This is a genomic window from Rheinheimera sp. F8, from assembly GCF_001518915.1.
The window spans coordinates 2123573-2148794 of sequence record NZ_CP013656.1 but is presented as its reverse complement, the minus strand read 5'-3'; the positions used below and the strand labels follow the sequence as shown (position 1 = coordinate 2148794).

19 protein-coding genes are annotated in these 25222 nt (G+C 52.7%); 7 read left to right on the top strand and 12 right to left on the bottom strand.

Annotated elements, in window-relative coordinates; genetic code table 11:
- Positions 1-14 precede the first annotated feature (14 nt).
- Positions 15-6167, bottom strand: a complete 6153-nt coding sequence (locus ATY27_RS09615) for a type I polyketide synthase (RefSeq protein WP_208933302.1) — start codon at positions 6165-6167, stop codon at positions 15-17.
- A gap of 1232 nt (positions 6168-7399) precedes the next feature.
- Between ATY27_RS09615 and dusB the strand changes: the two genes are divergently transcribed.
- From dusB to suhB, 6 genes are all read left to right on the top strand, one after another.
- Positions 7400-8371: a tRNA dihydrouridine synthase DusB gene (gene dusB / locus ATY27_RS09610; protein ID WP_208933301.1), complete on the top strand. Its 972-nt coding sequence runs from the start codon at positions 7400-7402 to the stop codon at positions 8369-8371.
- A gap of 18 nt (positions 8372-8389) precedes the next feature.
- Positions 8390-8680, top strand: a complete 291-nt coding sequence (fis, locus tag ATY27_RS09605; RefSeq protein ID WP_031568655.1) for a DNA-binding transcriptional regulator Fis — start codon at positions 8390-8392, stop codon at positions 8678-8680.
- A gap of 172 nt (positions 8681-8852) precedes the next feature.
- Positions 8853-10439 (top strand): bifunctional phosphoribosylaminoimidazolecarboxamide formyltransferase/IMP cyclohydrolase, encoded by a 1587-nt coding sequence (gene purH / locus ATY27_RS09600; protein ID WP_208933300.1) that lies wholly within the window; start codon positions 8853-8855, stop codon positions 10437-10439.
- Positions 10440-10513: 74 nt separating this feature from the next.
- Positions 10514-10852 carry a DUF4144 family protein gene (locus tag ATY27_RS09595; protein ID WP_208933299.1) on the top strand — a complete coding sequence of 113 codons (339 nt, stop codon included), beginning with the start codon at positions 10514-10516 and terminating at the stop codon, positions 10850-10852.
- A 253-nt stretch (positions 10853-11105) separates the two neighbouring features.
- A complete protein-coding gene (locus tag ATY27_RS09590; RefSeq protein WP_208933298.1) occupies positions 11106-12833 on the top strand; it encodes a potassium/proton antiporter in 1728 nt (575 codons plus the stop codon).
- 235 nt (positions 12834-13068) lie between these two features.
- Positions 13069-13872 (top strand): inositol-1-monophosphatase, encoded by an 804-nt coding sequence (gene suhB / locus ATY27_RS09585; RefSeq protein WP_208933297.1) that lies wholly within the window; start codon positions 13069-13071, stop codon positions 13870-13872.
- Positions 13873-13939: 67 nt separating this feature from the next.
- On the opposite strand, the gene ATY27_RS09580 is transcribed toward suhB, so the two are convergent.
- The 6 genes from ATY27_RS09580 to queA all read right to left on the bottom strand — a co-directional run bounded on the left by ATY27_RS09580 (position 13940) and on the right by queA (position 19993).
- Positions 13940-14308, bottom strand: coding sequence for a rhodanese-like domain-containing protein (locus tag ATY27_RS09580; protein ID WP_208933296.1), 369 nt, complete (start codon positions 14306-14308; stop codon positions 13940-13942).
- A 179-nt stretch (positions 14309-14487) separates the two neighbouring features.
- Positions 14488-15429, bottom strand: a complete 942-nt coding sequence (gene secF, locus ATY27_RS09575; protein WP_208933470.1) for a protein translocase subunit SecF — start codon at positions 15427-15429, stop codon at positions 14488-14490.
- A 10-nt stretch (positions 15430-15439) separates the two neighbouring features.
- A complete protein-coding gene (gene secD / locus ATY27_RS09570) occupies positions 15440-17290 on the bottom strand; it encodes a protein translocase subunit SecD (protein ID WP_208933295.1) in 1851 nt (616 codons plus the stop codon).
- Between the two features lie 26 nt (positions 17291-17316).
- Positions 17317-17655, bottom strand: a complete 339-nt coding sequence (yajC, locus tag ATY27_RS09565; protein WP_208933294.1) for a preprotein translocase subunit YajC — start codon at positions 17653-17655, stop codon at positions 17317-17319.
- A 39-nt stretch (positions 17656-17694) separates the two neighbouring features.
- Complete coding sequence (tgt, locus tag ATY27_RS09560; protein ID WP_208933293.1) at positions 17695-18858, bottom strand: tRNA guanosine(34) transglycosylase Tgt; 1164 nt, start codon at positions 18856-18858, stop codon at positions 17695-17697.
- Between the two features lie 100 nt (positions 18859-18958).
- On the bottom strand, positions 18959-19993 hold the full coding sequence (queA, locus tag ATY27_RS09555) for a tRNA preQ1(34) S-adenosylmethionine ribosyltransferase-isomerase QueA (RefSeq protein WP_208933292.1): 1035 nt from the start codon (positions 19991-19993) through the stop codon (positions 18959-18961).
- A gap of 211 nt (positions 19994-20204) precedes the next feature.
- Here queA and ATY27_RS09550 point away from each other — a divergent pair, with 211 nt between their 5' ends.
- Positions 20205-20429 (top strand): hypothetical protein, encoded by a 225-nt coding sequence (locus tag ATY27_RS09550; protein WP_208933291.1) that lies wholly within the window; start codon positions 20205-20207, stop codon positions 20427-20429.
- Positions 20430-20451: 22 nt separating this feature from the next.
- On the opposite strand, the gene ATY27_RS09545 is transcribed toward ATY27_RS09550, so the two are convergent.
- The 5 genes from ATY27_RS09545 to pstB form a co-directional block, all read right to left on the bottom strand.
- The gene (locus ATY27_RS09545; protein WP_208933290.1) at positions 20452-21363 is read right to left on the bottom strand and encodes a hydrogen peroxide-inducible genes activator; all 912 of its coding nucleotides are present in this window, start codon (positions 21361-21363) and stop codon (positions 20452-20454) included.
- Between the two features lie 179 nt (positions 21364-21542).
- A complete protein-coding gene (locus ATY27_RS09540; protein ID WP_208933289.1) occupies positions 21543-22814 on the bottom strand; it encodes an inorganic phosphate transporter in 1272 nt (423 codons plus the stop codon).
- 19 nt (positions 22815-22833) lie between these two features.
- Complete coding sequence (locus ATY27_RS09535) at positions 22834-23508, bottom strand: TIGR00153 family protein (protein ID WP_208933288.1); 675 nt, start codon at positions 23506-23508, stop codon at positions 22834-22836.
- 163 nt (positions 23509-23671) lie between these two features.
- Positions 23672-24382, bottom strand: coding sequence for a phosphate signaling complex protein PhoU (gene phoU, locus ATY27_RS09530; RefSeq protein WP_208933287.1), 711 nt, complete (start codon positions 24380-24382; stop codon positions 23672-23674).
- Between the two features lie 26 nt (positions 24383-24408).
- On the bottom strand, positions 24409-25215 hold the full coding sequence (gene pstB, locus ATY27_RS09525) for a phosphate ABC transporter ATP-binding protein PstB (protein ID WP_208933286.1): 807 nt from the start codon (positions 25213-25215) through the stop codon (positions 24409-24411).
- Positions 25216-25222: the final 7 nt, after the last annotated feature.

Below are 25222 nucleotides of genomic sequence, written 5' to 3'. Positions count from 1 at the left end.
CCGTCTCCATCGGGTTAAACAGCACTGAATTCCTGCAGGATCAGCGCATTGAGCTCTGCTTCCGACAGGTCTTCCAGGTAATTAAATGATTGGCTAGTGGCCGCTTCGGCTGCGGTTGAGTTTGTTGTTGCTGTGGCCGTTACAGCGCCGAACAGCTGCTGGCATAATTCGCCGGCAAGTAAGGGGATTGTTGGAAAGTTAAACAGCAGGCTGACCGGCAGACGCAGCGCCAGTTGCTGGTTGAGCGTACTTCGGATCGTCACCGCCGCCAGTGAATCAACCCCCTGCGCCATCAGTGACTGCTCAAAATTGACGTGAAGACCGGTGATGGCCTCCACCTGGGCGCAAAGCCAGTCCTGCAGCGCCAGTTCGGCTTGTGGCCGCGGCAACTGACGCCAATAGCTGATATCGACGCTGCAATTGGCTGCGCCAGGAGTTGGGTTGGTAGCTGGCAGGTTTTGCTGCGAGTGCAACAGCGATTGCAGCAGCGCCGGCTGTTGTAATGCACCTGCCAGCACCGGCCAGTCGGCCTGTGCCAGCACCAGCTGACCGGATGTATTGGCCAACCTGGCCCAATATGGCTGTAACAATTCCGGCGTCAGCCATTGATAGCCTTGCGCGCTGATCTTGTTAGATTGTGCCTGTGCCATGCCGCCTTGTGCTGTGCTGCTTTGCCAGGGACCAAAACAGAGCGCAACACCGGGCAGGCCCTGCGCTGCGCGCAGCTGCGCCAGACCATTCATAAAACCATTGGCGATGGCGTAATTCGCCTGACCAAAATTACCAAACACAGCTGCAACTGAACTGAACAGTACAAACTGACGCAGCGGCAAGCCCAGACTAAGCTGGTGCAGATTCAGACTGCCGCGCACTTTAGGTGCCAGCACGTCTGCCAGCTGCGCCGCACTCATCCGCGCCAGACTGACATCGGCCAGTTGGCCGGCGCAGTGCCAGACCGCCTGTAACGGCGGCAATGTTGTGCTGATCCACTGCAGGCAATTCGCCAGCGCGGTGGCATCACAGACATCGGCGTGGGACCAGTGCACCCGCTGTTGCAGCAAAGGATCCGGTAAAATGGCCGCCAACCAGTCGGCAAAATCAGCCGGTTCGGCGCGCCGGCTGCAGATCACCACCGCAGTGGCCCCCATCGCGAACAGCTGCGGCAACACGACAGCACCCAGTGCACTCTGACCGCCGGTCAGCAGCACCGTGCCGTCTAGTGGGGTACCGTTTAGCGCGGTGCCGTTTAATCTGGCGCCGTCCGGCGCAAACTCACTTGAGGCGCTACCGTCCCGCACAGCGTCGGCCGGCAACAACTGGGGTTGCAACCATTGACCCACACCGTCGACGCGCTGATAACGTCTGATCTGACCTTGTGGTGTCGCATCAAAAGTACTGAGCGCCTGCTGCAACACGGCTGGCTGGCAATCCACCGGCAATATCAGCAGATCGGCTATTTGGCCCGGATATTCCAGCCGCAGAACTTGTTGCAAGGCGCAGATCGCCCCGCTGTGCGCAGTGTCGGCCGCCCCCTGCAACCTGCTATGTTCAGTGTTAGTTTGCAGCACCAGCTGCAGCTGTTGCCCCGTGGCCAGCAGTGCCGGGATCTGCTGACGCAGCCATTCGGTTTGCCGCTCCAGCGCAGCGGCCGACTGGCCATCCGCACAATGTGGGGGAAATTCCAGCGCAGGCAGGATCAGCACTTGCTTATCAGCATGTTGGAACAGGACTTCCGCCCGTTGAAAATGACTTAACACGTCCTGCCAGCTTTGCGGCAACACGCCTTCTGGCGCGACGCTGTAACACAAATTCGCCGTGGCCTGCGCCGCGTTGAGCTGCGAAGTTTCAGCCACAGCCTGCCATTCGGTGCGCCAGCACAACGGTGTGGCAACCGGCCTGAATTTCCCGAGTAATGCCTGCTGGTCGGTTTGTTTGACCGCAAATTCATCCGCCAGCAGCTTCAGTTGCCCATCTGCACCAAACACCAGCACCCGGCCGGTCAGCAAAGTGCCCTGCGCCTGACTTTCGCTGAAACACCAGTAATAAGGTTGATCCAGCGCAGCAAACTGCGTGACTTCGCCGATGCTGAACGGAATGTAAATCCAGCCGCCTTGCTGCATCTGCGCGATCAGATCCGGCACTGAACAAATCAGCGTCTGCAGCAATGAATCCATCAGCCCAGGCGCGACGATGGCCCCGGCGTTATCCTGCTCTGCCAGCGCTTCGACCCTGCACCAGGCTTGGTGCGGTCCGCTGTGCCAAATCTGCTGAATGCGCTGATAACCAGTGCCAAGCTGATAACCCAGCCCGGTCAGATGCTGGTACCAGGGCGCGGCTGCTGTTGCTGCGGCCGCCACGGCGATTGCCTGCTGCGGCCATACTTGCTGCAGCCGCCGTTGTTGTAGCTGATACAGGCTGTCCGGCGTCGCAACAATCTCGGCGCGGGCATGCAGCAGCCAATCTGCCGCCGGCGACGCGGTTTCATCGCTGCTGCGCAGTTCTGCGACCAGCTGTGCGCCGCCGCCATTGACCAAAGGCCCTTGCAACGTCAGCTGCACCGAGCGCTGCGTTTTGCTCAGCACCAGCGGTTGATGCAGTTCGAGCTGGCGGATACTCAGTGGCTGCGACGAGCCCAGTTCCGGTAATGCAGTCAACAGCATCGCCAGATGTGCAGCGGCGGGCGAAATCGGCGTATTAAAAATCAGATGCTGAGCCAGAAACTGCTGCGAGCGGTCAAACTGCAGACTGTACCAGCACAGGTCCGGCACTGCAGAAAGTTGCTGCCGGCGATTCATCAGTGCCGGAGCCTGTGCGTTGGCGGTGTTCGTTACAACTGGCTGTGGTAACGGATCCAGCCAGAAGGTCTTTTTCTGATAAGGATAAAGTGGCAACTGCGCTGACGTACCAGGCTTGGCCGGGCCAAACCAGCGCTGCAATGCCGGCCAGTGGATGTCGGCACCTTGCTGGTAAGCGCTCGCGATCTGTGTCAGCAGCCATTGCCGGTCTGGCCAGTGTGGCAGTGGCAACTCTGTAGCCTGTTCCGGCGCCACTACTGATGCCTCAGACAAAGTCGTGTCGATGCCGGCTTCGGTGCATAACAACAAAGCCAGCTGCTCGCGCAATAATTCAGTCGCTGCAACCTGGGTGGCCGCATGTTGGCTGACCGAGAGCTCCGCCTGTTGCAGACAGCAGCGCCAGCGGGTGTGGAGCTCAGCAGAGCACGGCAATAACACATCCGCCGGCAGGCTGTCGGTTTGCTGCCACAACTGCAAGTAGCTATCGGCGTCTGCAATGCTGAGCGGAGCGAATTGCCGGCTCAGCGCAGGAACCTGTACGACTGCCGGCTCTGCCAGAAACGCAGTCAGTTGCTGTGCGAGGCCGGCAACGTCGGCGGCAACAATAGCCAAACGATAACGCTGATGCGGGCGCTGCAGATAACTGGCGCGGCACAAGTCGGCAACCGGCAGTTCTGTGATTGCCAGCCAACGCTGCGCCAAAACCGACAGCGCTTGCGGTGAACGGGCACTGAGCGTCAATAAATGTGGCGGCTGGTCAGCGGCCGCCGCAACGGCCGGCTGACTAATCACTGGCTGAGCAATCTCCGGCTGTGGCACTGCTTTTAAGATGACATGGGCATTGGTACCGCTAAAACCAAAGGAGCTGACCGCGGCATAAGGCACAGCGCGCGACGCATTGGCCTGCACCACCTGCAGTCTGAGGCCGGTAAAATCAATCAATGGACTAGGCTGGACAAAATTAGCGGTTGCCACCAATTGCTGCTGCGACAACATTAATGTGGATTTAATCACCGACAAAATACCGGCCGCCGCTTCCAGATGACCAAACTGGGTTTTGCCGGAGCCAATCAATAAAGGCTCATCGCGATCTGCGGCCTGGCCGTACACAGTTCCCAGCGCTTTGGCTTCAATCGGATCACCCAGCGGCGTGCCGGTACCATGCGTTTCAACATACCCGACCTGAGCCGCACTGATACCGGCGCGTTGCAATGCGGTGCGGATCACTTGTTGCTGGGCGGCGCCATTGGGGGCTGTCAGATTACTGGACATGCCATCCTGATTGACCGCAGTTGCCGCAATCAGCGCCAGGATTTGGTCGCCGTCCGCTTCGGCCTGGGCGCGCGATTTCAGTACCAGCACGCCACAGCCTTCGCCGCGTACATAACCATTGGCGCCGTCGGCAAAAGCGCGGCAGACACCGTCCGGCGATAAAGCACCGAGCGCAGAAAAACAGACAAACAGATGTGGTGTCAGCAACAGGTTGACGCCACCGACCAACGCAGTGCTGCATTCGCCATGACGAATGGCCTGACAGGCATCATGCAGCGCCACCAGCGACGAGGAACAGGCGGTATCAACGGCTTTATTTGGCCCCTGCACTCCCAACCAGTACGACAAACGCCCCGCCGCCGCGCTGTACATACAGCCCGACCCGGTATAAGTGCCGATCCGGTTCAGGTCACTGCTATAGAGTTGCGATGCTTTATAGTCATCAGTGGAGATGCCGATAAAAACGCCGGTGTCGCGCGCTAAGGTGCGGCCAGGTACCAGTCCGGCGTGCTGAATCGCTTCCAGACTAACTTCCAGCAACAGCCGCTGCTGCGGATCCAGTGCCCGGGCTTCCGCCGGTGAAATATCAAATAACGCCGCGTCAAATTGTTGTGGGTCCCAATCCTGTAAAAAACCGGCCCATTTCGACCGGCTTTTGCCCGGCTGATCATCAGAAGCGTAATAAGCATCAGCCTGCCAGCGCTCGGCCGGCACTTCGCGGATCGCTGAATTCCCCTGCACCAGTTGTTGCCAAAATGACTGCGGGTCGTTGGCGCCACCGGGGAACCGACAGCCGAGGCCGATAATGGCAATTTCATCGTCAACAGATACTGCAGGCACCGCGGCGCTGCAGAGTGGTGTTGAAGCTGTATTCGCCAGCGCCGCCGCCAGCTGTGCTGGTGTTGGGTGGTCAAAGCACCAGCTCAGATCCGGCTCGCAGTGCAATGCCGCCGCCAGGCGCTGACAAAATCCGATCACCTGTACCGATGTTAAGCCAAGCTGAAAAAAGCCACGCTGTGGATCTAACGGCGCAGCAACATCAGCCGGTAATAATGGCTGCAGTTGTTGCACAATCAGCGCAAGCAGGTCGGATTCAGTGCGCCGGTGCGGCGTGGCAGATTGCGCCGCGATGTTGTGGGCTGTCGCCAGCTGCGCCAGAGTCTGCTGCAAACTGAGCCGGCATTCTTCGCCGCGTTTTAGCGTCGGCAGCACCTGAATAGCCCGACCGGATGTTTTGACAATTTCATGCAGACAAAACAGCAAAATATGGTGCGGCGCGATTTCCAGCAACGTATCAGCGCCGTCTGCCAGCATCGCCTGAACCGCCGGATAAAATTGCACGGGCTGGCGGATATGTTGTTGCCAGTAATCCGGTGTCAGCTCGTCGGCATCAAGTTTACGGCCGCGCAGACTGGAATATAACTGCAGCAGGGCGGGAGCCTTTACAACATTCAGTGCCGGCATGTCCGCGTCGCCTTCCGGCAAATACGGACTGTGAAACGGCACAGCACCGCTTAACAGCCGGGCGAATTTTTGCTGCGCCTGCTGCTGCGCCACCAGCGCTTCCAGTTGTGCTGTCGGGCCGCTGACGATTTGAATGGACGGGCTGTTACAGGCGGACAGCACCACGCCTTGCCACAGCTCAGCGGCATGGCTGCGCGCTTCGGCCATTTCCGCGGTGCTGATACAAAGTTGTGCCATGGCGTAACCAGATTGCGCAGCGGCGCGGCTGATCAGCTGATTGTGGCTGTGCATCAGCGCCAGCGCCTGTCCGACCTCCAACACACCTGCAGCACAGGCGGCGGCAAATTCACCGGTACTGTGACCGAGCACCATATCAAACTGCAGGCCTGCCGCCTGTAACTGCCGGAACAGCGCCAGTTGCACGGCAAAAATGCATGGATTGGCGATCGCGGGTTGCGCGAGCATGCTGCTGTACGGATCTGCGATGACTTTTAATACTGACCAGCCAAATTGCTGCTGTACCTGCTGGTCCAATGTCACCAGTTCCTGCTGAAAAATGGGAAAATGCGATTGCAGGGATACAGCCATCTGTGGCCATTGCGACCCCATGCCCGAAAAAATGCCCGCCAGTTTCATTGCCGTTTCCTTGTCTGAGTTCCATCAAAGATCTGTCAGTGCTGCTGGTGGCTGGATAAAACCGTGATAAAGCCCGCTTTATCACTGGCGACTGATCAGGTTTCCGGACCAGGCAATAACAGTCACTGACGAAGTGGCGGCCATGCTACGAAGGAAGTTTGCAGTTTTATTTACATCGAAGTTATTTATGTTTGATATTTATCTGATAACAAATAGTTAACTGTTAAGCAAAATCACTGGTCCGGCTATAGGGCAACTGGCGCCGGTTTTACGTCTCTTCGTCGCTGTTTTGTGGTTTGCGGTGAAACACCGACGAAAACTCATCCTGACATTCAAATCGCGTTTTTTTGCGCGGCAGCTGCCAGCATGACAGCGAAATGACAGACAAGCGGGATGACATGACAAAACATCGCCGGACTGTGACAGCTAAATCCGCCAACTTAGGGACAAAGGCGGAGGTCATTGGTCCGGAAATATCACCACTTAATCGCAGACAGTCGGATCTGACTGTCATTCCAAGAATGAGATGTTATACTATCACATTTGTGAGCTGTCGGCAGGCACATACAGCTCTGAAATCCAAAAACCATGTTCCTGGGATTTTCGCCTGTGGCACCTGAATATTCAGGTGCCTTTTTTTTATGTCCACGGATGGACGGTACACGGAAAACGCAGGAGCAGTTTTCCGGGCTGGCCAAGGATGGACGGTACGCGGAAAACGCAGGAGCAGTTTTCCGGGCTGGCCAAGGATGGACGGTACGCGGAAAACGCAGGAGCAGTTTTCCGGGCTGGCCACGGATGGACGGTACCCAGAAAACGCAGGAGCAGTTTTCCGGGCTGGCCAAGGATGGACGGTACGCGGAAAACGCAGGAGCAGTTTTCCGGGCTGGCCACGGATGGACGGTACACGGAAAACGCAGGAGCAGTTTTCCGGGCTGGCCTGCCATTTGATAGCGTGCAAACATCATTTATTCGGGGACTCGAGCAACAAATTCACTACTTATTGTCTCTGGCTTGTGGTGACATTTTGCACAGCAGCACAATTATCTGTGGCAAATCTTCACGCCAACCCGCATTCCCAAAACCGATAAGTCCAATTTTCAGCCGTTTAGCGATTGTCAACCCGCCAACCCCCGATAAATTTATATTTTTGTTTAAATATTAGCCTTTGCATTGTGGGCAAAAATCCGTAAACTTAGCGCCCCTTGAGGGTAGACCCCAGAGATAGAGCGGTGCGCATCGGTCCTTATCAACTTGACAACAATGTGATTTGTGCCCCGATGGCTGGTGTAACAGATTTCACTTTTCGTGAGCTGTGCCGCCGGTTTGGTGCCGGTTTAGCTGTATCAGAAATGATGTCCAGCAATCCTTTGGTCTGGCAAAGCGAAAAGTCATTGAAACGGATGACGCATGCAGATGAATCGGGTTTACGCTCGGTGCAGATTGCAGGTGCGGATCCGCAGCAGATGGCGGAAGCTGCCCAATTTAACGTCGAACATGGCGCCCAGATTATCGACATCAATATGGGTTGTCCGGCGAAGAAAGTGAATAAGAAGCTGGCGGGTTCGGCACTGTTACAGTACCCGGATTTAGTCGAGCAGATTATTCAGGCGGTTGTCGGTGCAGTGGATGTGCCGGTGACGCTGAAAATCCGTACAGGCTGGGACCCGGAACACAAAAACGGGGTTCAGATCGCACGGATCGCCGAGGATAACGGCATTCAGGCACTGGCGGTACATGGCCGTACCAAAGCCTGTATGTATAAAGGTGAAGCCGAATACGACACTATCCGCGCAATTAAGCGGGCCGTGGCTATTCCGGTGGTTGCCAATGGTGATATCGACAACGTACAAAAAGCCCGGTTTGTGCTCGATTATACCGGTGCCGACGCCATTATGATTGGCCGTGCGGCGCAGGGCCGGCCCTGGATTTTCCGGGAAGTGGTGCACTACCTGACCACAGGACAAGAACTCCCTCCGCCTGCATTGCAGGAAGTGAAGGAGATTTTGCTGGAACATGTCCGCGGTCTGCACCAGCTTTATGGTGATGTGTTAGGTCCAAGAGTCGCCCGTAAACATGTCGGGTGGTATCTGGCCGAACAAGACAGCGCGGGACTGTTCCGCAGTGAATTTAATGGTATTGAGGCTGCCAGCCGGCAACTCGATGCTTTAAATCTGTATTTCGAACAACTAGCAGCAACCTAACGTAAAAGAGACTAGGCAATGTTTAATCAAAACGTGACTTCGCCATTTATCACCAACGCCCATGTACAGACTCAGGAAAAACCGCAGCCTTTAAGTAACGCGGTACAAAAAGCGGTGGCGAATTACCTGCAACAGCTGAACGGTCAGGACGTCAACGACCTGTACGAGCTGGTCCTGTCAGAGCTGGAACGCCCTCTGCTGGAAGAAGTGATGAAATATACCCGCGGCAACCAGACCCGGGCCGCGAACCTGATGGGCATCAACCGCGGCACGCTGCGTAAGAAGCTGAAACAATACGGCATGAGTTAATGCCCCCGCGGGAGGAGTCCCGCCAGAAAGCACCTTCGGGTGCTTTTTTGTTTCTCAAAGCCTGGTTCTTGCTGTGACCAGCTTTGACAGGACAAGCCAGGTTTCCCCGACTATTCTTCTGCAACCCTTGGCTGTCCATTCCTAAATTTTTAATTAACAGAAGAGACTGACGATGAGCTCAAACTTACCAATCCGTCGCGCGCTGCTCAGCGTGTCTGATAAAACTGGTATCCTGGAATTCGCCACTGCATTGCATGCACAGGGCGTTGAACTGCTGTCGACCGGTGGTACCGCGAAGTTACTGGCTGATGCCGGTATTCCGGTCACTGAAGTATCTGATTACACCGGTCACCCGGAAATTATGGATGGCCGGGTCAAAACCCTGCATCCAAAAGTCCATGGCGGCATCTTAGGCCGTCGTGGCACTGACGAAGGCGTGATGACAACGCACAGCATCAAACCGATCGATTTAGTCGTAGTAAATCTGTATCCATTCGCGCAAACCGTGGCCAAAGCCGGTTGCACGCTGGAAGATGCGGTCGAGAACATCGATATCGGCGGCCCGACTATGGTACGCGCTGCTGCGAAGAACCACAAAGATGTGACTATTGTGGTGAACGCTGCAGACTACAACAAAGTACTGGCGGAAATGGCCGCCAACAATGGCGCCACCACGCATGCGACCCGCTTCAGTCTGGCCATCAGCGCCTATGAGCACACGGCGCAATATGACGGCATGATCGCCAATTACTTCGGGACTATGCTGAGCGCTTACGACACCCCGGAAGCAGCGCCAAGCAAGTTCCCGCGCACCTTCAATAGCCAGTTCACCAAGAAACAAGATCTGCGTTACGGTGAAAACAGCCATCAGGCCGCTGCTTTTTATGTTGAAAACAACATTCAGGAAGCTTCGGTGGCCAGCGCGACGCAGCTGCAGGGTAAAGAGCTGTCGTACAACAATATCGCCGACACTGATGCCGCACTGGAATGCGTGAAAGAATTCGCCGAACCAGCCTGTGTTATCGTCAAACACGCCAACCCATGTGGTGTGGCGATTGGCGACGATATTCTGGCCGCATACAACCGTGCTTACCAGACCGATCCGACCTCAGCTTTTGGTGGCATCATCGCTTTTAACCGCGAGTTAGATGCGACCACAGCCGAAGCCATTGTCAGCCGGCAGTTTGTTGAAGTCATTATCGCGCCAACTGCAACCGCAGAAGCCGCAGCAGTTGTGGCGAAAAAGCCAAATGTACGTCTGCTGGTTTGTGGTCAGTGGGCAGACAAAACCACTGGTTTTGACATCAAACGCGTCAACGGCGGTGTGTTAGTGCAGGACCGCGACCAGAAGATGGTAGGCCTGGATGACTTAAAAGTTGTGACTAAACGTCAGCCAACTGCGGATGAACTGCGTGATTTACTGTTCTGCTGGAAAGTGGCCAAATACGTCAAATCCAATGCCATTGTGTACGCCAAAGATTCGATGACCATTGGCGTTGGTGCCGGCCAGATGAGCCGCGTCTACAGCGCCAAAATCGCTGGTATTAAAGCTGCCGACGAAAATCTGGAAGTCAAAGGCTCAGTGATGGCCTCTGATGCCTTCTTCCCGTTCCGCGATGGTATCGATGCTGCCGCTGCGGCTGGCATCAAAGCGGTGATCCAGCCTGGCGGCTCGATGCGTGATGCAGAAGTCATCGCAGCCGCAGACGAGCACGGCATGACGATGGTCTTCACCGGCGTGCGGCATTTCCGCCACTAAGCTTGAGTCTCGACCTTTAACAACGGCAGCTTTGGCTGCCGTTTTTTTATCCAAAGACAACAGGACCAGAACCGATGACACAGATCCAGTATCCCGCTTTATTCTGTTATGCAGGGGTGGATGAAATGTTGCGACTGAACGACGAAGTTGCACTACAAAATGTACTGGTCAACTCGCACGCACTGCTGCCAGATGCTGATCACATCATCGATAGTCTGGGATTGGAGTGGCTGATAGATAGTGAAAGACACATCTACCCGTCTGAGCGCTGCTGGTCATTGCCCCAGCTGACCATCAGAGTACAGCTACATTTTTTTGCTCAGGCTCAAAGCTGTGTCAGCAAAATTCAGGCGCCAGATTTGCAATCTTTGATCCTGATGATTAACTGCGATGAAGATACCTGGCATACCTGATATCTCTGCGTGATTATTGGTGAAACAGTACCATCTGGCCGACTTTAACAACGAAATAGGCAATAACAAGATATTTTAGGTATATCACTCGCAGTAAATGCATAGATATATTTAAAAACACATACCACAAGACATTGTATTTATTATGTTTTAATTTTTAATTCGATCAATTGGTGAATTAATCATTGAAATTACCATCTAATGCCTGCATTTTTATTGTTATCTCTACACAGCCAACCTTGGGAGGCTCGCATTGGACGCTACCACCATCAATCATTTATTCCTGCTGGGTGCAGTCCTGGTTGCTGCCGCCATCATGATGAGTTCGGTCGCCAGTAAGATTGGCGTGCCTATATTGGTTATCTTTCTTGGTGTTGGCATGTTTGCCGGCATCGACGGCCCTGGCGGTATTGCGTTTGACGATTATTCCATGGCCTATCTGGTCGGTAACCTCGCGCTTGCTGTGATCCTGCTGGATGGTGGTATGCGCACCAACGTTAAAAGTTTCCGCGTCGCTTTAGGCCCTTCGCTGTCGCTGGCGACAGTTGGCGTGATGATTACAGCTGGCCTCACCGGTTTTGCTGCTGCCTGGTTGTTTGATCTCACGATACTGGAAGGTTTACTGATTGGCGCTATTGTCGGCTCCACCGACGCGGCCGTGGTGTTTAATTTGCTGAACGGCAAAGGCCTGAACGAACGGGTTGGCGCCACGCTTGAAATCGAATCGGGCAGTAACGACCCGATGGCGATGTTCCTGACGGTGACTCTGATTTCAATGCTGGCAGCCGGTCAAACCAGCTTTGACTGGAAAGTCGTAGTGAGTCTGTTTCAGCAATTTGGCGTGGGGATTTTGCTCGGCCTCGCCGGTGGCTGGGTGCTGCTGCAGCTGATTAACAAAATCCAGATTGCCGATGGCCTCTATCCATTATTGGCCGTCAGTGGCGGTTTGTTCCTGTATGCCGTGTCCGGTTCAGTCGGCGGCAGCGGTATTTTAAGTGTGTATGTCTGTGGTCTGGTGCTCGGCAATCAGCCAATCCGCAACCGCCACGGCATCGTGCATATGTTCGACGGTCTGGCCTGGCTCAGTCAAATCGGCATGTTCCTGGTACTGGGTTTATTACTGACACCCAGTCAGTTGCTGCCAATTGCAGTGCCGGCGCTGCTGCTGTCGCTGTGGATGATTTTGTTCGCCCGGCCTTTGTCGGTGTTTATCGGCCTGCTGCCGTTTAAGAGTTTTACACTGCGTGAGCGCACTTTTATCTCCTGGGTCGGTCTGCGTGGCGCGGTCCCCGTGATTCTGGCGGTATTCCCGCTGATGGCCGGGCTACCTAATGCCCAGCTATTTTTTAATGTGGCGTTTTTTATCGTGCTGGTATCGCTGTTACTACAAGGCACTACGCTGGGCTTCTTTGCAAAAAAAGCCCACGTGGTGGTACCGCCGATGCCATCGCCCATTTCGCGTGCTGGCATCGAAGTGCAGCTGGCCAGCCAATGGGAAATGTTTGTCTATAAACTGAACCCGGACAAATGGTGTATTGGCAGCGAACTGAAGCAACTGAATATGCCGGACAACACCCGCATCGTGGCACTGTTTCGCGACAATCTGTTACTGCACCCGTCTGGCAGTACCCGGCTGCTGGCTGGCGATATCCTGTGTATTATCGGTCATGATGCTGATTTGCCGGTGCTGGGCCGCATGTTCAGTGAAACGCCACAACGTAACTTCGACTTTGATTTTTTTGGTGATTTTATGTTGGACGGCGCAGCAAAACTGGATGATTTGGCCATGTTCTACTCGCTGGATTTATCCGACTGCGGCGACGCCGTGACTTTGGCAGACTTTATTGCGAAAAAACTGGGCGGAAAACCGGTCGTCGGCGACACCTTGCTCTGGTCCGGTATGAGCTGGATAGTGGCAGAACTGGACGGTCAGCAAATTCGCCGGGTTGGCGTAAAGGCACAAGGCGAGACGGAAGTCTGAGTTCAGTTCAGCAAACCCGCTGGCGGGTATCGCTTCGCTCTGCCCGCGCTACGATTCTGAGGCAGTCATCCAGGGTGCAATGAGCACGCGAATTGCACCAAAACCTAAAGACAAAGGGTGACGTGCATGCATCCGGCACTGCCGGACAGCCGAAAATCCCTTTACTTTTACCGCCTAACGGCTACAATACGCGCCGCTCTTTTGACTGTTCTTTATACAATAAGGTATTCACTCTATGCATCCGATGTTAAACATCGCTGTTCGTGCTGCGCGTGGCGCAGGCAATATCATCGCCCGGGCCTGTGGTCAACTCGACATGGTTCAGACCAGCCAAAAAGGCACCAACGACTTTGTCACTAACGTCGACAAAGAAGCAGAACAGGCAATAGTGCAAATCCTGCGTAAATCCTACCCAACCCACGATATCGTTGGCGAAGAAGGTGGCGACTACGGCAGTTTTAACAGTGAATACCAATGGATCATCGACCCGCTCGATGGTACCGCCAACTTTATCAAAGGCATCCCCCACTTCGCCGTTTCTATCGCGCTGCGCCACAATGGCAAGCTCGATCAGGCCGTCATTTATGATCCGCTGCGTGGTGAAGTGTTTACCGCCAGCCGTGGTGGTGGCGCGCAATTAAATGGTCGCCGTATTCGCGTGACCAATGCCACTGACTTAACCGGCACTATTCTGGCAACGGGTTTCCCGTTTAAGCAAAAGCATCACCTTGATGCTTACACCGAAACCTTTAAAACCTTCTTCACCACTGCTGCAGACGTCCGTCGTTCAGGCTCAGCTGCATTGGACCTGGCTTATGTAGCTGCCGGTCGCTTAGACGGTTTCTGGGAAATAGGCTTAAAACCATGGGATATCGCTGCAGGTGAACTGATTGTGCGTGAAGCCGGTGGTCTGGTCAGCGATTTCGTTGGCGGCAATAACCAGCTGAAAAGCGGTAACGTTGTTGCCGGCAATCCAAAAGTGCTGGCTGCAATGTTAAAAGGTATGCGTCCGCATCTGACCGAATCGCTGATGCGCTAAGCATCCCCCAATAAAAACGCCGGCAATTGCCGGCGTTTTTTATTCAGAGCATTGAATCCGCAATTGCTTAATCATGCGCGACCGGCAAACCGGCATTGACCCAGGCGGTATAACCACCAGCCAGACTCAGTACATCGCTATAACCCATCTGTTGCAACGCATCGGCCGCCAAGGCTGAACGGAAACCACCACCGCAATATAAAATCAAAGTCTGTTGTTTATCCTGAACTTTGCTTTCGATATCACGTTCAATCACACCTTTACCGATGTGCATCGCTTGCGGCAAATGGCCTTTTTGCCATTCCAGATCTTCCCGCACATCAATCAGTACACAAGGTGTCTGGTGGGCGTTATATTGCTCGATAGTGATTTCTTTTACCCGGCTTTTCGCTGCTTCGACCATCGCCAGAAAACCGGCATTATGTTGTTTACTCATCTGTTGCTCCTTGACCTTCAGGTTTTGTCGCTGCACCATCACTATACCCCGGGTCACAGGGCCTGGCTTGTGCGGTATGCCTTCCTTACCCCGACAGACCCGAACATTATTCATGGATGTTCGGCGTACCATACTTTCTGTAAATAAAAAAGCCAGTCATTAGACTGGCTTTTCGCAAGTTAGATAGACGGGGTATCCGCCCCTTCTTTTTCAATCACTGTGGGCATCAGATCTTCGCGGCTGGCGCCTAAAATCACTGCGACCGCACTGGCGATATAAATTGATGAATAAGTACCGATGGCAATACCGAACAACAGTGCCGTGGCAAAACCGTGGATCATGGCCCCACCCATAAAGAACAATACGATCAATGTTAAAGCTGTCGTAAAGGATGTCATCGTGGTGCGGCTTAATGTCGAGGTAATCGCTTCATTGACGGTTTCATCCACAGTCGCATCCCGTAACTTACGGAATGTTTCCCGGATCCGGTCAAATACGACGATGGTATCGTTGATGGAATAACCAATCAGAGCCAAAACCGCGGCCAGCACGGTCAGGTCAAACTCCATGCCGGTCACCGAGAACATCCCAAGCGTAATGATCACGTCGTGCAGTAATGACGCCACTGCCCCCACCGAAAAACGCCATTCGAAGCGCGCGGCCACATAAATCAGGATCCCCACCAGCGCAGCCAGCACCGCCAGAAAACCATCTTCTTTCAGTTCATCACCGACGGACGAACCGACAACATCGACTTTGTTGACTGTCACCGGGGTCGCTGCAACAGTATTAATGACTTGCAAAATTTGCTCGCCAATGGCTTTTTGCTGGACTCCATCACGCGGTGCGATCCGGATCATGACATCCTGGCTACTGCCAAAATACTGCACCTGCGCATCGGCAAAACCTGCGCCAGCCAAAGCAGTACGCACTTTATCCAGCTCAGCTTGTTGCTGGAACTGGACTTCAATCACTGTACCACCAGTAAAGTCCAGGCCCAGATTCAGACCCTTCGTAAACAAACTCACCAATGAGCCCAACACCAGCAGGGTCGAGAAAATCAACGCAGGCCATTTGAGCTTCATAAAGTTCAGCGAATTTTTAAAGATAAATAAACGCATCATTAGTTCCTTATACCGGTAGCGAAGCGCCACGGCGCTGGCCCCAGACGGCGTTAACGATAAGGCGTGTCACCACCACCGCAGTAAAAATCGATGTCAGAATGCCTAGTGCCAGTGTGATAGCAAAGCCTTTAACCGGACCAGTTCCGACGCCAAACAGAATCAGTGCCACCAACAAGGTGGTGATATTCGAGTCGGCGATAGTGGCAAAAGCACGGTCATAGCCTTCGTGAATGGCTTGCATCGCAGAACGACCATTCGCCAGTTCTTCACGGATCCGCTCGTTAATCAGTACGTTGGCATCAACAGCCATACCAACCGTCAACAAAATACCCGCCATACCTGGTAAAGTCAGTGTCGCACCAGGGATCATTGCAATCATGCCGACCAACAATACCAGGTTACAGGTCAACGCAATATTCGCGACCAGACCAAACCACTTGTAGTACACCACCATGAAGCCAACAACCGCGAGCATGCCCCACATAATGGCATTCATGCCGAGGTCGATGTTTTCCTGACCCAGACTTGGGCCAATAGTGCGCTCTTCCACAATCTGAATAGGTGCGATCAGGGCACCGGCACGCAGTAATACTGCCAGGTTCTGCGCTTCGCCTGGCGCATCGAGGCCAGTGATGCGGAAGCTGCGGCCTAAACGCGCCTGGATAGTGGCAACCGACACCACTTCTTCTTTTTTCTCCAGAATGGTTTTGCCATCAGCGTCTTTTTTACCGGTTGGCTTGTATTCGATAAAGACAGTGGCCATCGCTTTACCTATCGCATCCTTAGTGGAGACCGAGAAGCTGTTGCCACCTTTGGCATCCAGATCAATATTGACCTGTGGCCGGCTGTATTCATCAAAACCTGCGTTAGCACCAACAATATGGTTACCTGTCAGCATGATGCGTTTTTGCAGTACTACCGGCGCACCACTACGATCATAAAACAGCTGTGACGCAGGTGGAACTCGGCCTGCAGCAGCACTGGCGACATCGGCAGTTTCGTCGACCAGACGGAATTCCAGTGTCGCCGTCGCGCCAAGAATTTCTTTAGCGCGTGCCGTGTCCTGTACGCCAGGTAATTGCACCACAATACGCTCTGCACCCTGACGTTGAACCAATGGTTCAGCTACGCCGATGGCGTTGACGCGGTTACGGATAATAGTAATGTTCTGGGCGACCGCATCTTCACGCAGCGCTTTGACTTTGGCTTCGCTGAAACCAACCAATAAAGTATTGTCAGCACCTTCGGTGTATACCATTTCGCGGTCTTTTTCCGACAGCACTTTCTGCGCCGCTTTAACATCTTCCGCGTTGCGGAACGTTAACACCACCTGCTGTTTTGGCAGGTCGGCCGTGACAGAGCGGTACCGCACTTTGGCTTCACGCAGATCGGTGCGGTAGTTTTGCACCAGGTCGTTGACGTTTTTGTCCATCGCGGTTTTCATGTCAATTTCCATCAGGAAATGCACACCACCGCGTAAATCCAGACCCAGTTTCATCGGCGCAGCACCAATGCTGTCCATCCAGGCCGGCGTCGCCGGCGCCAGATTCAGCGCTGTGACATATTTGTCACCAAGCAACGTCTCAATGACTTCACGGGCTTTTAACTGATCTTCAGTCGTCAGAAAACGCGCCAGCACCTGACCGTCTTCTAACACCACACTTTTGCTGCTGATTTGTTTGGCAGTCAGTTCAGTGCTGATTTTCTCGACCACTTCTGCGCTAACTTCAGCACCACGGGTCGCGTTGATTTGCAGCGACGGATCGCTGGGGTAGATGTTCGGTAAGGCGTAGATAAAACTGACAGCCATCACCACTACGACCAGCAAATAACGCCAGATTGAGTTTTGATTTAACACGGTAAATTCCTTTCGGGCTGCCGCTTTTACAGCGATTTCATCGTGCCTTTCGGCAGTACGGCACTGATAGAGCCTTTTTGCACAGTCACTTCAGTGGTGTCGTTCAGTGCAATCACCACAAAATCTTTGTCTTCTGCAATTTTAGCGATTCGACCGACCAGGCCACCTTGCGTCAGCACTTCATCCCCTTTAGCCAGCGATGCCATCAGGTTTTTGTGCTCTTTCATCCGTTTACTTTGTGGACGGAAAATCATGAAGTAAAAAATCAGACCAAACGCGGCCAACATAATGACCAGATCAAGACCACCACCAGGCTGACCGGCTGCTGCCGTTTGTGCCTGTGCATCAGAAATAAAAAAACTCATATGTATCCCCTTAAAATTTTTAAGCTTAATTTCAAATTGTTATTCAGCGGACGCAGTCTCTGAACTCTGTTCCAACACCGGAACTGGCGCATCAAGCGCTGGCACAGTCAGGCCACGACGGGCATAAAAGTCCGTGATAAAGTCCTGCAGTGTGCCTTGTTCAATCGCATTGCGTAAGCCCTGCATTAATTTCTGGTAATGGTGCAGGTTATGGATAGTATTCAGCCGGGCACCCAGGATCTCATTACAACGGTCGAGATGATGGAGATATGCGCGCGAATAGTTTTTACAAGTGTAACAGTCGCAATTTTCATCCAAAGGCGCGATATCGTCTTTGTATTTGGCATTGCGGATCTTAATCACACCATTACTGACAAACAGATGACCGTTGCGGGCATTACGGGTTGGCATCACACAGTCGAACATATCAATGCCACGACGCACGCCTTCCACCAGATCTTCCGGTTTGCCCACGCCCATCAGATAACGCGGTTTATGTACCGGCATTTTGTCTGTGGTGTGATTGAGAATTTTGATCATTTCATGTTTCGGTTCACCAACCGATAAACCACCGATGGCGTAACCATCAAAGCCGATGTCTTCCAGACCGTTTAATGACACATCGCGCAAGTTTGGATACATGCCGCCCTGAATGATGCCAAACAGCGCCGAAGGATTATCACCATGTGCCTCTTTGCTGCGTTTTGCCCAGCGCAAAGACATTTCCATCGATTTTTTCGCTTGCTGCTCAGTGGCAGGATATGGCGTACATTCGTCGAAAATCATCACGATATCAGAGCCTAAATCACGCTGAACCTGCATCGAACGCTCTGGCGTCAGCTGGATTTTTTCTCCGTTCAGTGGAGAGCGAAACGTCACACCTTCTTCTTTAATTTTGCGCAGTTCACCGAGACTGAACACCTGAAAACCGCCTGAGTCGGTCAGGATTGGTTTGTCCCAATGCATGAAATCATGTAAATCGCCGTGTTTCCGGATGATTTCGGTGCCAGGGCGCAGCATCAGGTGAAAGGTATTACCCAGGCAGATTTGGGCGCCGGTAGCGGCCAGCTCTTCCGGCGTCATGCCTTTCACGGTGCCGTAGGTACCCACCGGCATAAACGCCGGGGTATCGACCACACCACGGGCAAATGTCATACGACCGCGGCGGGCTTTGCCGTCGGTTTTCATTAACTCAAATTTCATTGTGACCTCATTGACCGGAAAAACAGTCCGGCCTTTTTAAAAACGCCCGATTGTAGCAGAAAGCCAGGCGGATGTTGACTGTCCGTCCAGGCTGCGCCAATTAAAGGATCAGCATCGCGTCGCCATAGGAATAAAACCGATACTGCTGCGCAATAGCTTCCTGATAGGCCTGCATGATGATATCTCTGCTGCACAGCGCCGACACCAGCATAATCAACGTCGATTCCGGTAAATGGAAATTGGTGATCAGGCCATCAATAACGGCAAACTGATAACCCGGATAGATAAAAATCTGTGTATCGCCGTAGTAAGGCTGCAATGGTTGTCCGGCTTTGATGGCAAACTGGGCGGCTGATTCGAGTGACCGCACCGATGTAGTGCCAACTGCGATCACGCGGTTGCCCCGTGCTTTACAGGCTTCCACTGCAGCGACCACTTCTGGTGGCACTTCGATATATTCAGCGTGCATCTGGTGTTCAAGAATATTGTCGACCCGCACTGGCTGGAAAGTGCCGGCGCCGACGTGCAGCGTGACAAAAGCAAACTCAACGCCTTTGGCTTTCAGTGCCGCCAGCAGCGGCTCATCAAAATGCAATCCAGCGGTCGGCGCTGCCACTGCACCTGGCTTGGCGTTATAAACGGTCTGATAACGCTCGCGGTCACTGGCCGCATCCGGTCTGTCGATATAAGGCGGCAGAGGCATATGACCTAGCCGTTCCAGCATCGCCAGTACCGGCTCGTCTGATAACAACGTCAGTTCAAATAACTCACCGTGACGGCAGGTCATCTCAACTTCGGCATCCTGTTCCAGGATTAAACGATTACCCGGTTTTGGTGCTTTGCTGGCACGGATATGCGCCAGAAAGCGTTTATCATCGAGCAAACGCTCGACCAACACTTCGACTTTGCCGCCAGACGCTTTCTGGCCAAATAATCGCGCCGGAATGACGCGGGTGTTGTTGAACACCAGCAGGTCACCGGGATTGATGGCATCCAGTACGGCTTTGAACTGGCTATGTTCAATAGTTCCGGTCTGGCGCTGTAATTTCAGCAACCGGCTGGCAGAACGTTCAGGCTGGGGGTAACGGGCAATCAGCTGCTCAGGCAGCTCAAAAGAAAAATCTGATTTTTGCATAGCAGGTCCGCTTTACTGACAAACACTGAGACATCGGGTGAAAAAACAGCGCACAGTCTACTGATCCGGCCACAGTTTCTCAATGTCTCTGCGGCGTTTGGCTTACAGAAATAAACGCCAAAATCGCCGTGGCTTCTGTACTGACTGCTCTATAATCGAAGAAAGCGCAGGATGCGCGTTAACATTGGCTATGTAGATACAGGGAGTCGCAATGGATATCTGGTTTAGTCTGATCTTGTTGGCTGCAAGTCAAATCATCTTATGCTGGTACAGTTATCAGCTTGCCACCGAAAAAGGCTACCCGCCGCTGTTGTTTGCCGGCGCGGGTCTTCTGCCACTACTCAATCTTATTGCGCTGATGCTGTTGTTATTATTACCAGACCGGCGACTAGCCGAGCATCAGCTGTATTTCAGTAAATTCCGCCAACGCCCTTGAATCGCACTGTCGTGTCGCCGGCTTAGCCGGCGCACTTTTGTTGCAACACTTCAGCGATCAGTGTTGCCATCAGCCGGTAATTGCGGGATTTACTCGAGGTGGGTCGCCAGGCCACACCGATATCGCGCGCGGCGCCGCTGCTGGAAGGCGCCTGACTAATCAGTTCAGTGCCCTGCAACAACCCGCTGTTAATCGCCATTTGCGGCATAAAAGTGACACCAAGTTTGTTATTCACCATTTGCGTTAACGTATGCAAGCTGGTAGCAAAAAACGGGTTCACTTTACGCGAATCTTCCAGTTCACAGGCCTTCACCGCATGACCGGTCAGACAATGCTCCCGCTCCAGTAAAAAGATGCTTTCATCTGGCCACTGCGAAATATCCTGGCTGAAGCCGCGATCCTGCCAGTCTTTGTGTAACACCAGTTTAAAGCCGTCCTGCGCCAGTACTTCGGTATGCAAGGCTCCGGTCTCATACGGCAGCGCCAATAACACCATATCCAGCCGGCCTTCGGTCAGTGCCCGCAATGAGTTTTCTGAGGTGTCTTCGCGCAGTAACAACTGCAGCTCCGGAAAACGCTGACGACACAACGCCATCACTTCACTGAGCACAAAAGGCGCAATAGTCGGAATACAACCGAGGCGAAACTGTCCGGTCATTGGCTTGCCCTGATTCCGGGCAAAATCGGCCAGTTCTTCACATTGTTCAATGATATAGCGGGCCTGACGCACTACATCCTCACCTAATGAGGTGAAAATAAAGGTTTTGTGGTCACGCTCCAGCAACTGGGCATCGATGGTTTCTTCCAGATTGGCAATGGCGGCGCTTAACGTTGACTGGCCGATATAACAGGCATCGGCAGCGCGGCCAAAATGTTGGTGTTCATGTAAGGCGAGTAAATATTGCAGTTGTTTCACGCTGGGCAGTCGTTTCATCGTAAATTCCGTTATAAATTTTGATTTACCCGCAAAGATAGCGATGAAGATGCTAGTCCAGTGATTTGGTGCCCGCAAGCAAAATGCGCTGAGCGCCGCACCAACTTTGGTCGATAGCTGCGGTTTCTCTACACACAAAAAAGCCGCCCGAAGGCGGCTGATCTGATTGAAAGGATGTTTTACGCAAGGCCTACAATGAATTTGATGACGTAGAAGAACAAAATCGACAGCAAAGCACCGATCGGTAACGTCACTACCCAGGAAATAAAGATATTGCGGATCACATTAAGGTTCAGTGCTGCAATGCCCCGCGCCATGCCCACACCAAGTACTGCACCAACCAAGGTTTGAGTTGTTGAAATTGGCAGACCCATGCCTGAAGCAATAACGACTGTACTGGCGGCTGCAATTTCCGCGGCAAAACCACGGCTTGGCGTCAAATGCGTGATATTTTCACCAATAGTCCGGATAACTTTCGCACCCAAAGTCGCCAGACCAATCACGATACCAACGGCCCCGAGTGGCAGGATCCACCAATCCAGCGACACTTTGTCCAGAATTTGGCCACCAGACTGGATGATGCCAACAACTGCAGCCAAAGGCCCGATGGCATTCGCAACGTCGTTGGAGCCGTGCGCAAATGCCATACAGCAGGCGGTGAAAATCATCAGAATGCCGAAAATTTTCTCCACGTTGGTGAAGTGCATTTCTTTATCTGCATCCGGATCAATTTTCAAGCGACTGATCGCAAAGGCACCAATCAATGCAACAGCCAGCGCAATGGCAAAACATAACAAAATACCTTCGTTGGTTGATAGATCCAAACCAACATGTTTTAAGCCCTTAGTAACCGTGACATACGACATAATGTAAGCGGCAAAAAACATGTAGTAAGGCACGAATTTCTTCGCGGCTTTTAACGGGCTGTCTGTGTTAAAAATGAAATGCTGGGCACTCATAAAGATTAAGAATGCCAACACACCTGATAGCAACGGTGTGACTACCCAACTACCGACAATGCCGCCGACAGCATCCCAGTGCACGTAGTCCATGCCAACGCCGACCGAAGCAAAACCGATAATTGCGCCAACAATTGAATGAGTTGTTGATACCGGCCAGCCATAATGAGATGCAACCAACAACCAGGTGCCTGCAGCTAATAATGAGCCAATCATGCCGTATACCAGCAATTGCGGTACATCTTTAAAGGCCTCGGCATCTACGATACCACTGCGAATGGTTGATGTGACTTCACCACCGGCCAACCAGGCGCCTGACGCTTCAAAGATCGCCGCAATGATTAGTGCTTGTTTTAAAGTTAAGGCTTTAGAACCAACCGAAGTTCCCATTGCATTGGCAACGTCATTTGCACCAACACCATAAGCCATAAAAAAGCCAAACAGTGCTGCAACAATTACCAGCACATGGCCATATTGAGCCAAAATTTCCATGAATTTTTACCTATAGCGCTTAACGAGCCAACATGATTTCGAGACGTGAACCGACTTTTAACGCAGTATCAGCTAAATCGCCGACCCACTCTAAAGTACGGTACAGAAACATCACATCAACGGGATTCAATGCATTTTCAGATTTGCGCACGAATTTCCGCAAACTGATTTGCATTTCGTCAGTGTCGTGTTCGATTTCGTCGATTTTTGCGATCATTTTGATCACCATATCAACTTCACGGCCACGGAAACCTGTTTCCAGCAATTCGTCCAATTCGTTGATCGCTTCACACGCCAGGGCGACGGCATCAATACAACGTTGCAGGTAAGCATTAAATTCTTGTTGGATAGGTTCCGGAATTTCCAGCTCCCGGCCTAACACCCGACCGGTAATATCTTTGGTTTTATTAGCAATTTTATCCTGTTGCGATACGAGCTCGAGAATATCGGTACGGTCTACCGGTAAAAACAGGCCACGTGGTAAATGCACGCGGATATCGCGTTTTAAATTGTCAGCTTCTTTTTCCAGGCTAACGATTACTTTTCTTACTTCCGCTGCAGTGTCCCAATCCTTGTTATATACGGCTGCAAAAAACGGCAGTAACTGCTCGCTGGCCGCCAGGACTTTACGAATGTGTTCTTCAATCGGTTTGATTGGAGATTTTGCGAAAACAGCCAAAAATGCACTTGGCATAGCTTTGCCTCTTGGTTTTGTAGTGGACGAAAGTCGGTGCGTATTTTACTGCAACGGCCGCGTAATAAAAACGCGCCTGCACAGATAAAACAACAAAGCCGACAGGTATTTTACACCCTGTCGGCTTGACTTCCGCGAATTTCAGCACCTATTCAGCGAAAATTCAGCTGCGGGCGTTTTGTTCCAGGCTATCTTCGTCGCTATGACGCACATCGCGGCCTTTAACAAAAGAAATCACGTACTCAGAAATGTTTTTACAGCGATCACCGATGCGTTCCAACGCACGGGCGGACCACAGCACATTCATGATTTTGGGAATGGAACGTGGATCTTCCATCATGTACGTCATCAATTGACGGGTGATAGCTTCATATTCGCGGTCGACTTTTTTGTCTTCTTTGTACACCGCTAAGGCTGCTTCCACGTCCATCCGGGCGAATGCGTCCAATACATCGTGCAGCATCTGCGCGACATGACGGCCCATATTCTCCAGATTGACCAGCAAATCCTGCTGCGCACTGCTGAAGGATTCCAGGGCAACTTTAGCGATCCGCTCCGCTTCATCACCAATGCGTTCCAAATCAGAAATCGCCCGGATGATGGTCAGAATTAAGCGTAAGTCACTGGCGGCAGGCTGACGTTTCGCAATAATACGCGTACATTCTGCGTCAATTTTGATTTCCCAGTCATTGACCAGCAAATCATTGGCAATCACCTGTTGCGCCAGTTCAGCATTGCTGCCGGCAATCGCATTCAGTGCATCCGACAGCTGCTGCTCAATCAAGCCACCCATCGCCATGATGTGGTTACGGATCTGCTCAATCTCGTCATTAAACTGACTGGAAATGTGTTTGGTTAAATTCAGTTTGTCCATGTGAAACCTCTGCTTAAGTCTGGTAATTAACCAAAACGGCCAGTGATGTAGTCTTCAGTCTGCTGTTGCGACGGGTTGGTAAACATCTTGTTTGTCGCCGCGTATTCGACCAGATTGCCCATGTACATAAAGGCAGTATAGTCCGATACCCGTGCCGCCTGTTGCATGTTGTGCGTCACAATCACAATGGTGTAACGGTCTTTCAGCTCGTTGATTAATTCTTCAATCTTCAGCGTGGAGATTGGGTCCAGTGCCGACGCCGGTTCATCCAGCAGCAACACTTCAGGCTCAATCGCAATCGCACGGGCGATCACCAAACGTTGTTGCTGACCACCAGACAGACCAAAAGCGTTGTCGTGTAAACGGTCTTTCACTTCGTTCCACAGCGCTGCGCCTTTGAGCGAGGTTTCGACCACTTCGTCCAGCACGCGGCGGTCATTTACGCCTTGCAGACGCAGGCCATAAGCCACGTTTTCATAAATGGTTTTCGGAAACGGGTTCGGCTTCTGGAACACCATGCCAACCTGACGGCGCAGCTCGGCGACGTCGACTGATTTGTCATAGATATTCTGACCGTCGAGCAGGATCTGCCCTTCGATACGACAGATATCCACCAGATCGTTCATCCGGTTAAAGCAACGGAGTAAAGTGGATTTACCACAACCTGACGGGCCGATAAATGCCGTCACGCGTTTTTCCGGGATCAGCATATTGATGGTTTTTAACGCCTGCGATTCCGCGTAGTACAAACGCAGGTCTTTCACTTCCAGCTTGATTTTTTCGTCTGCCAGATTCAGCTCACTGTAGCCGTTCAGAGTTTGTTGTGTGGTCATACGTCAG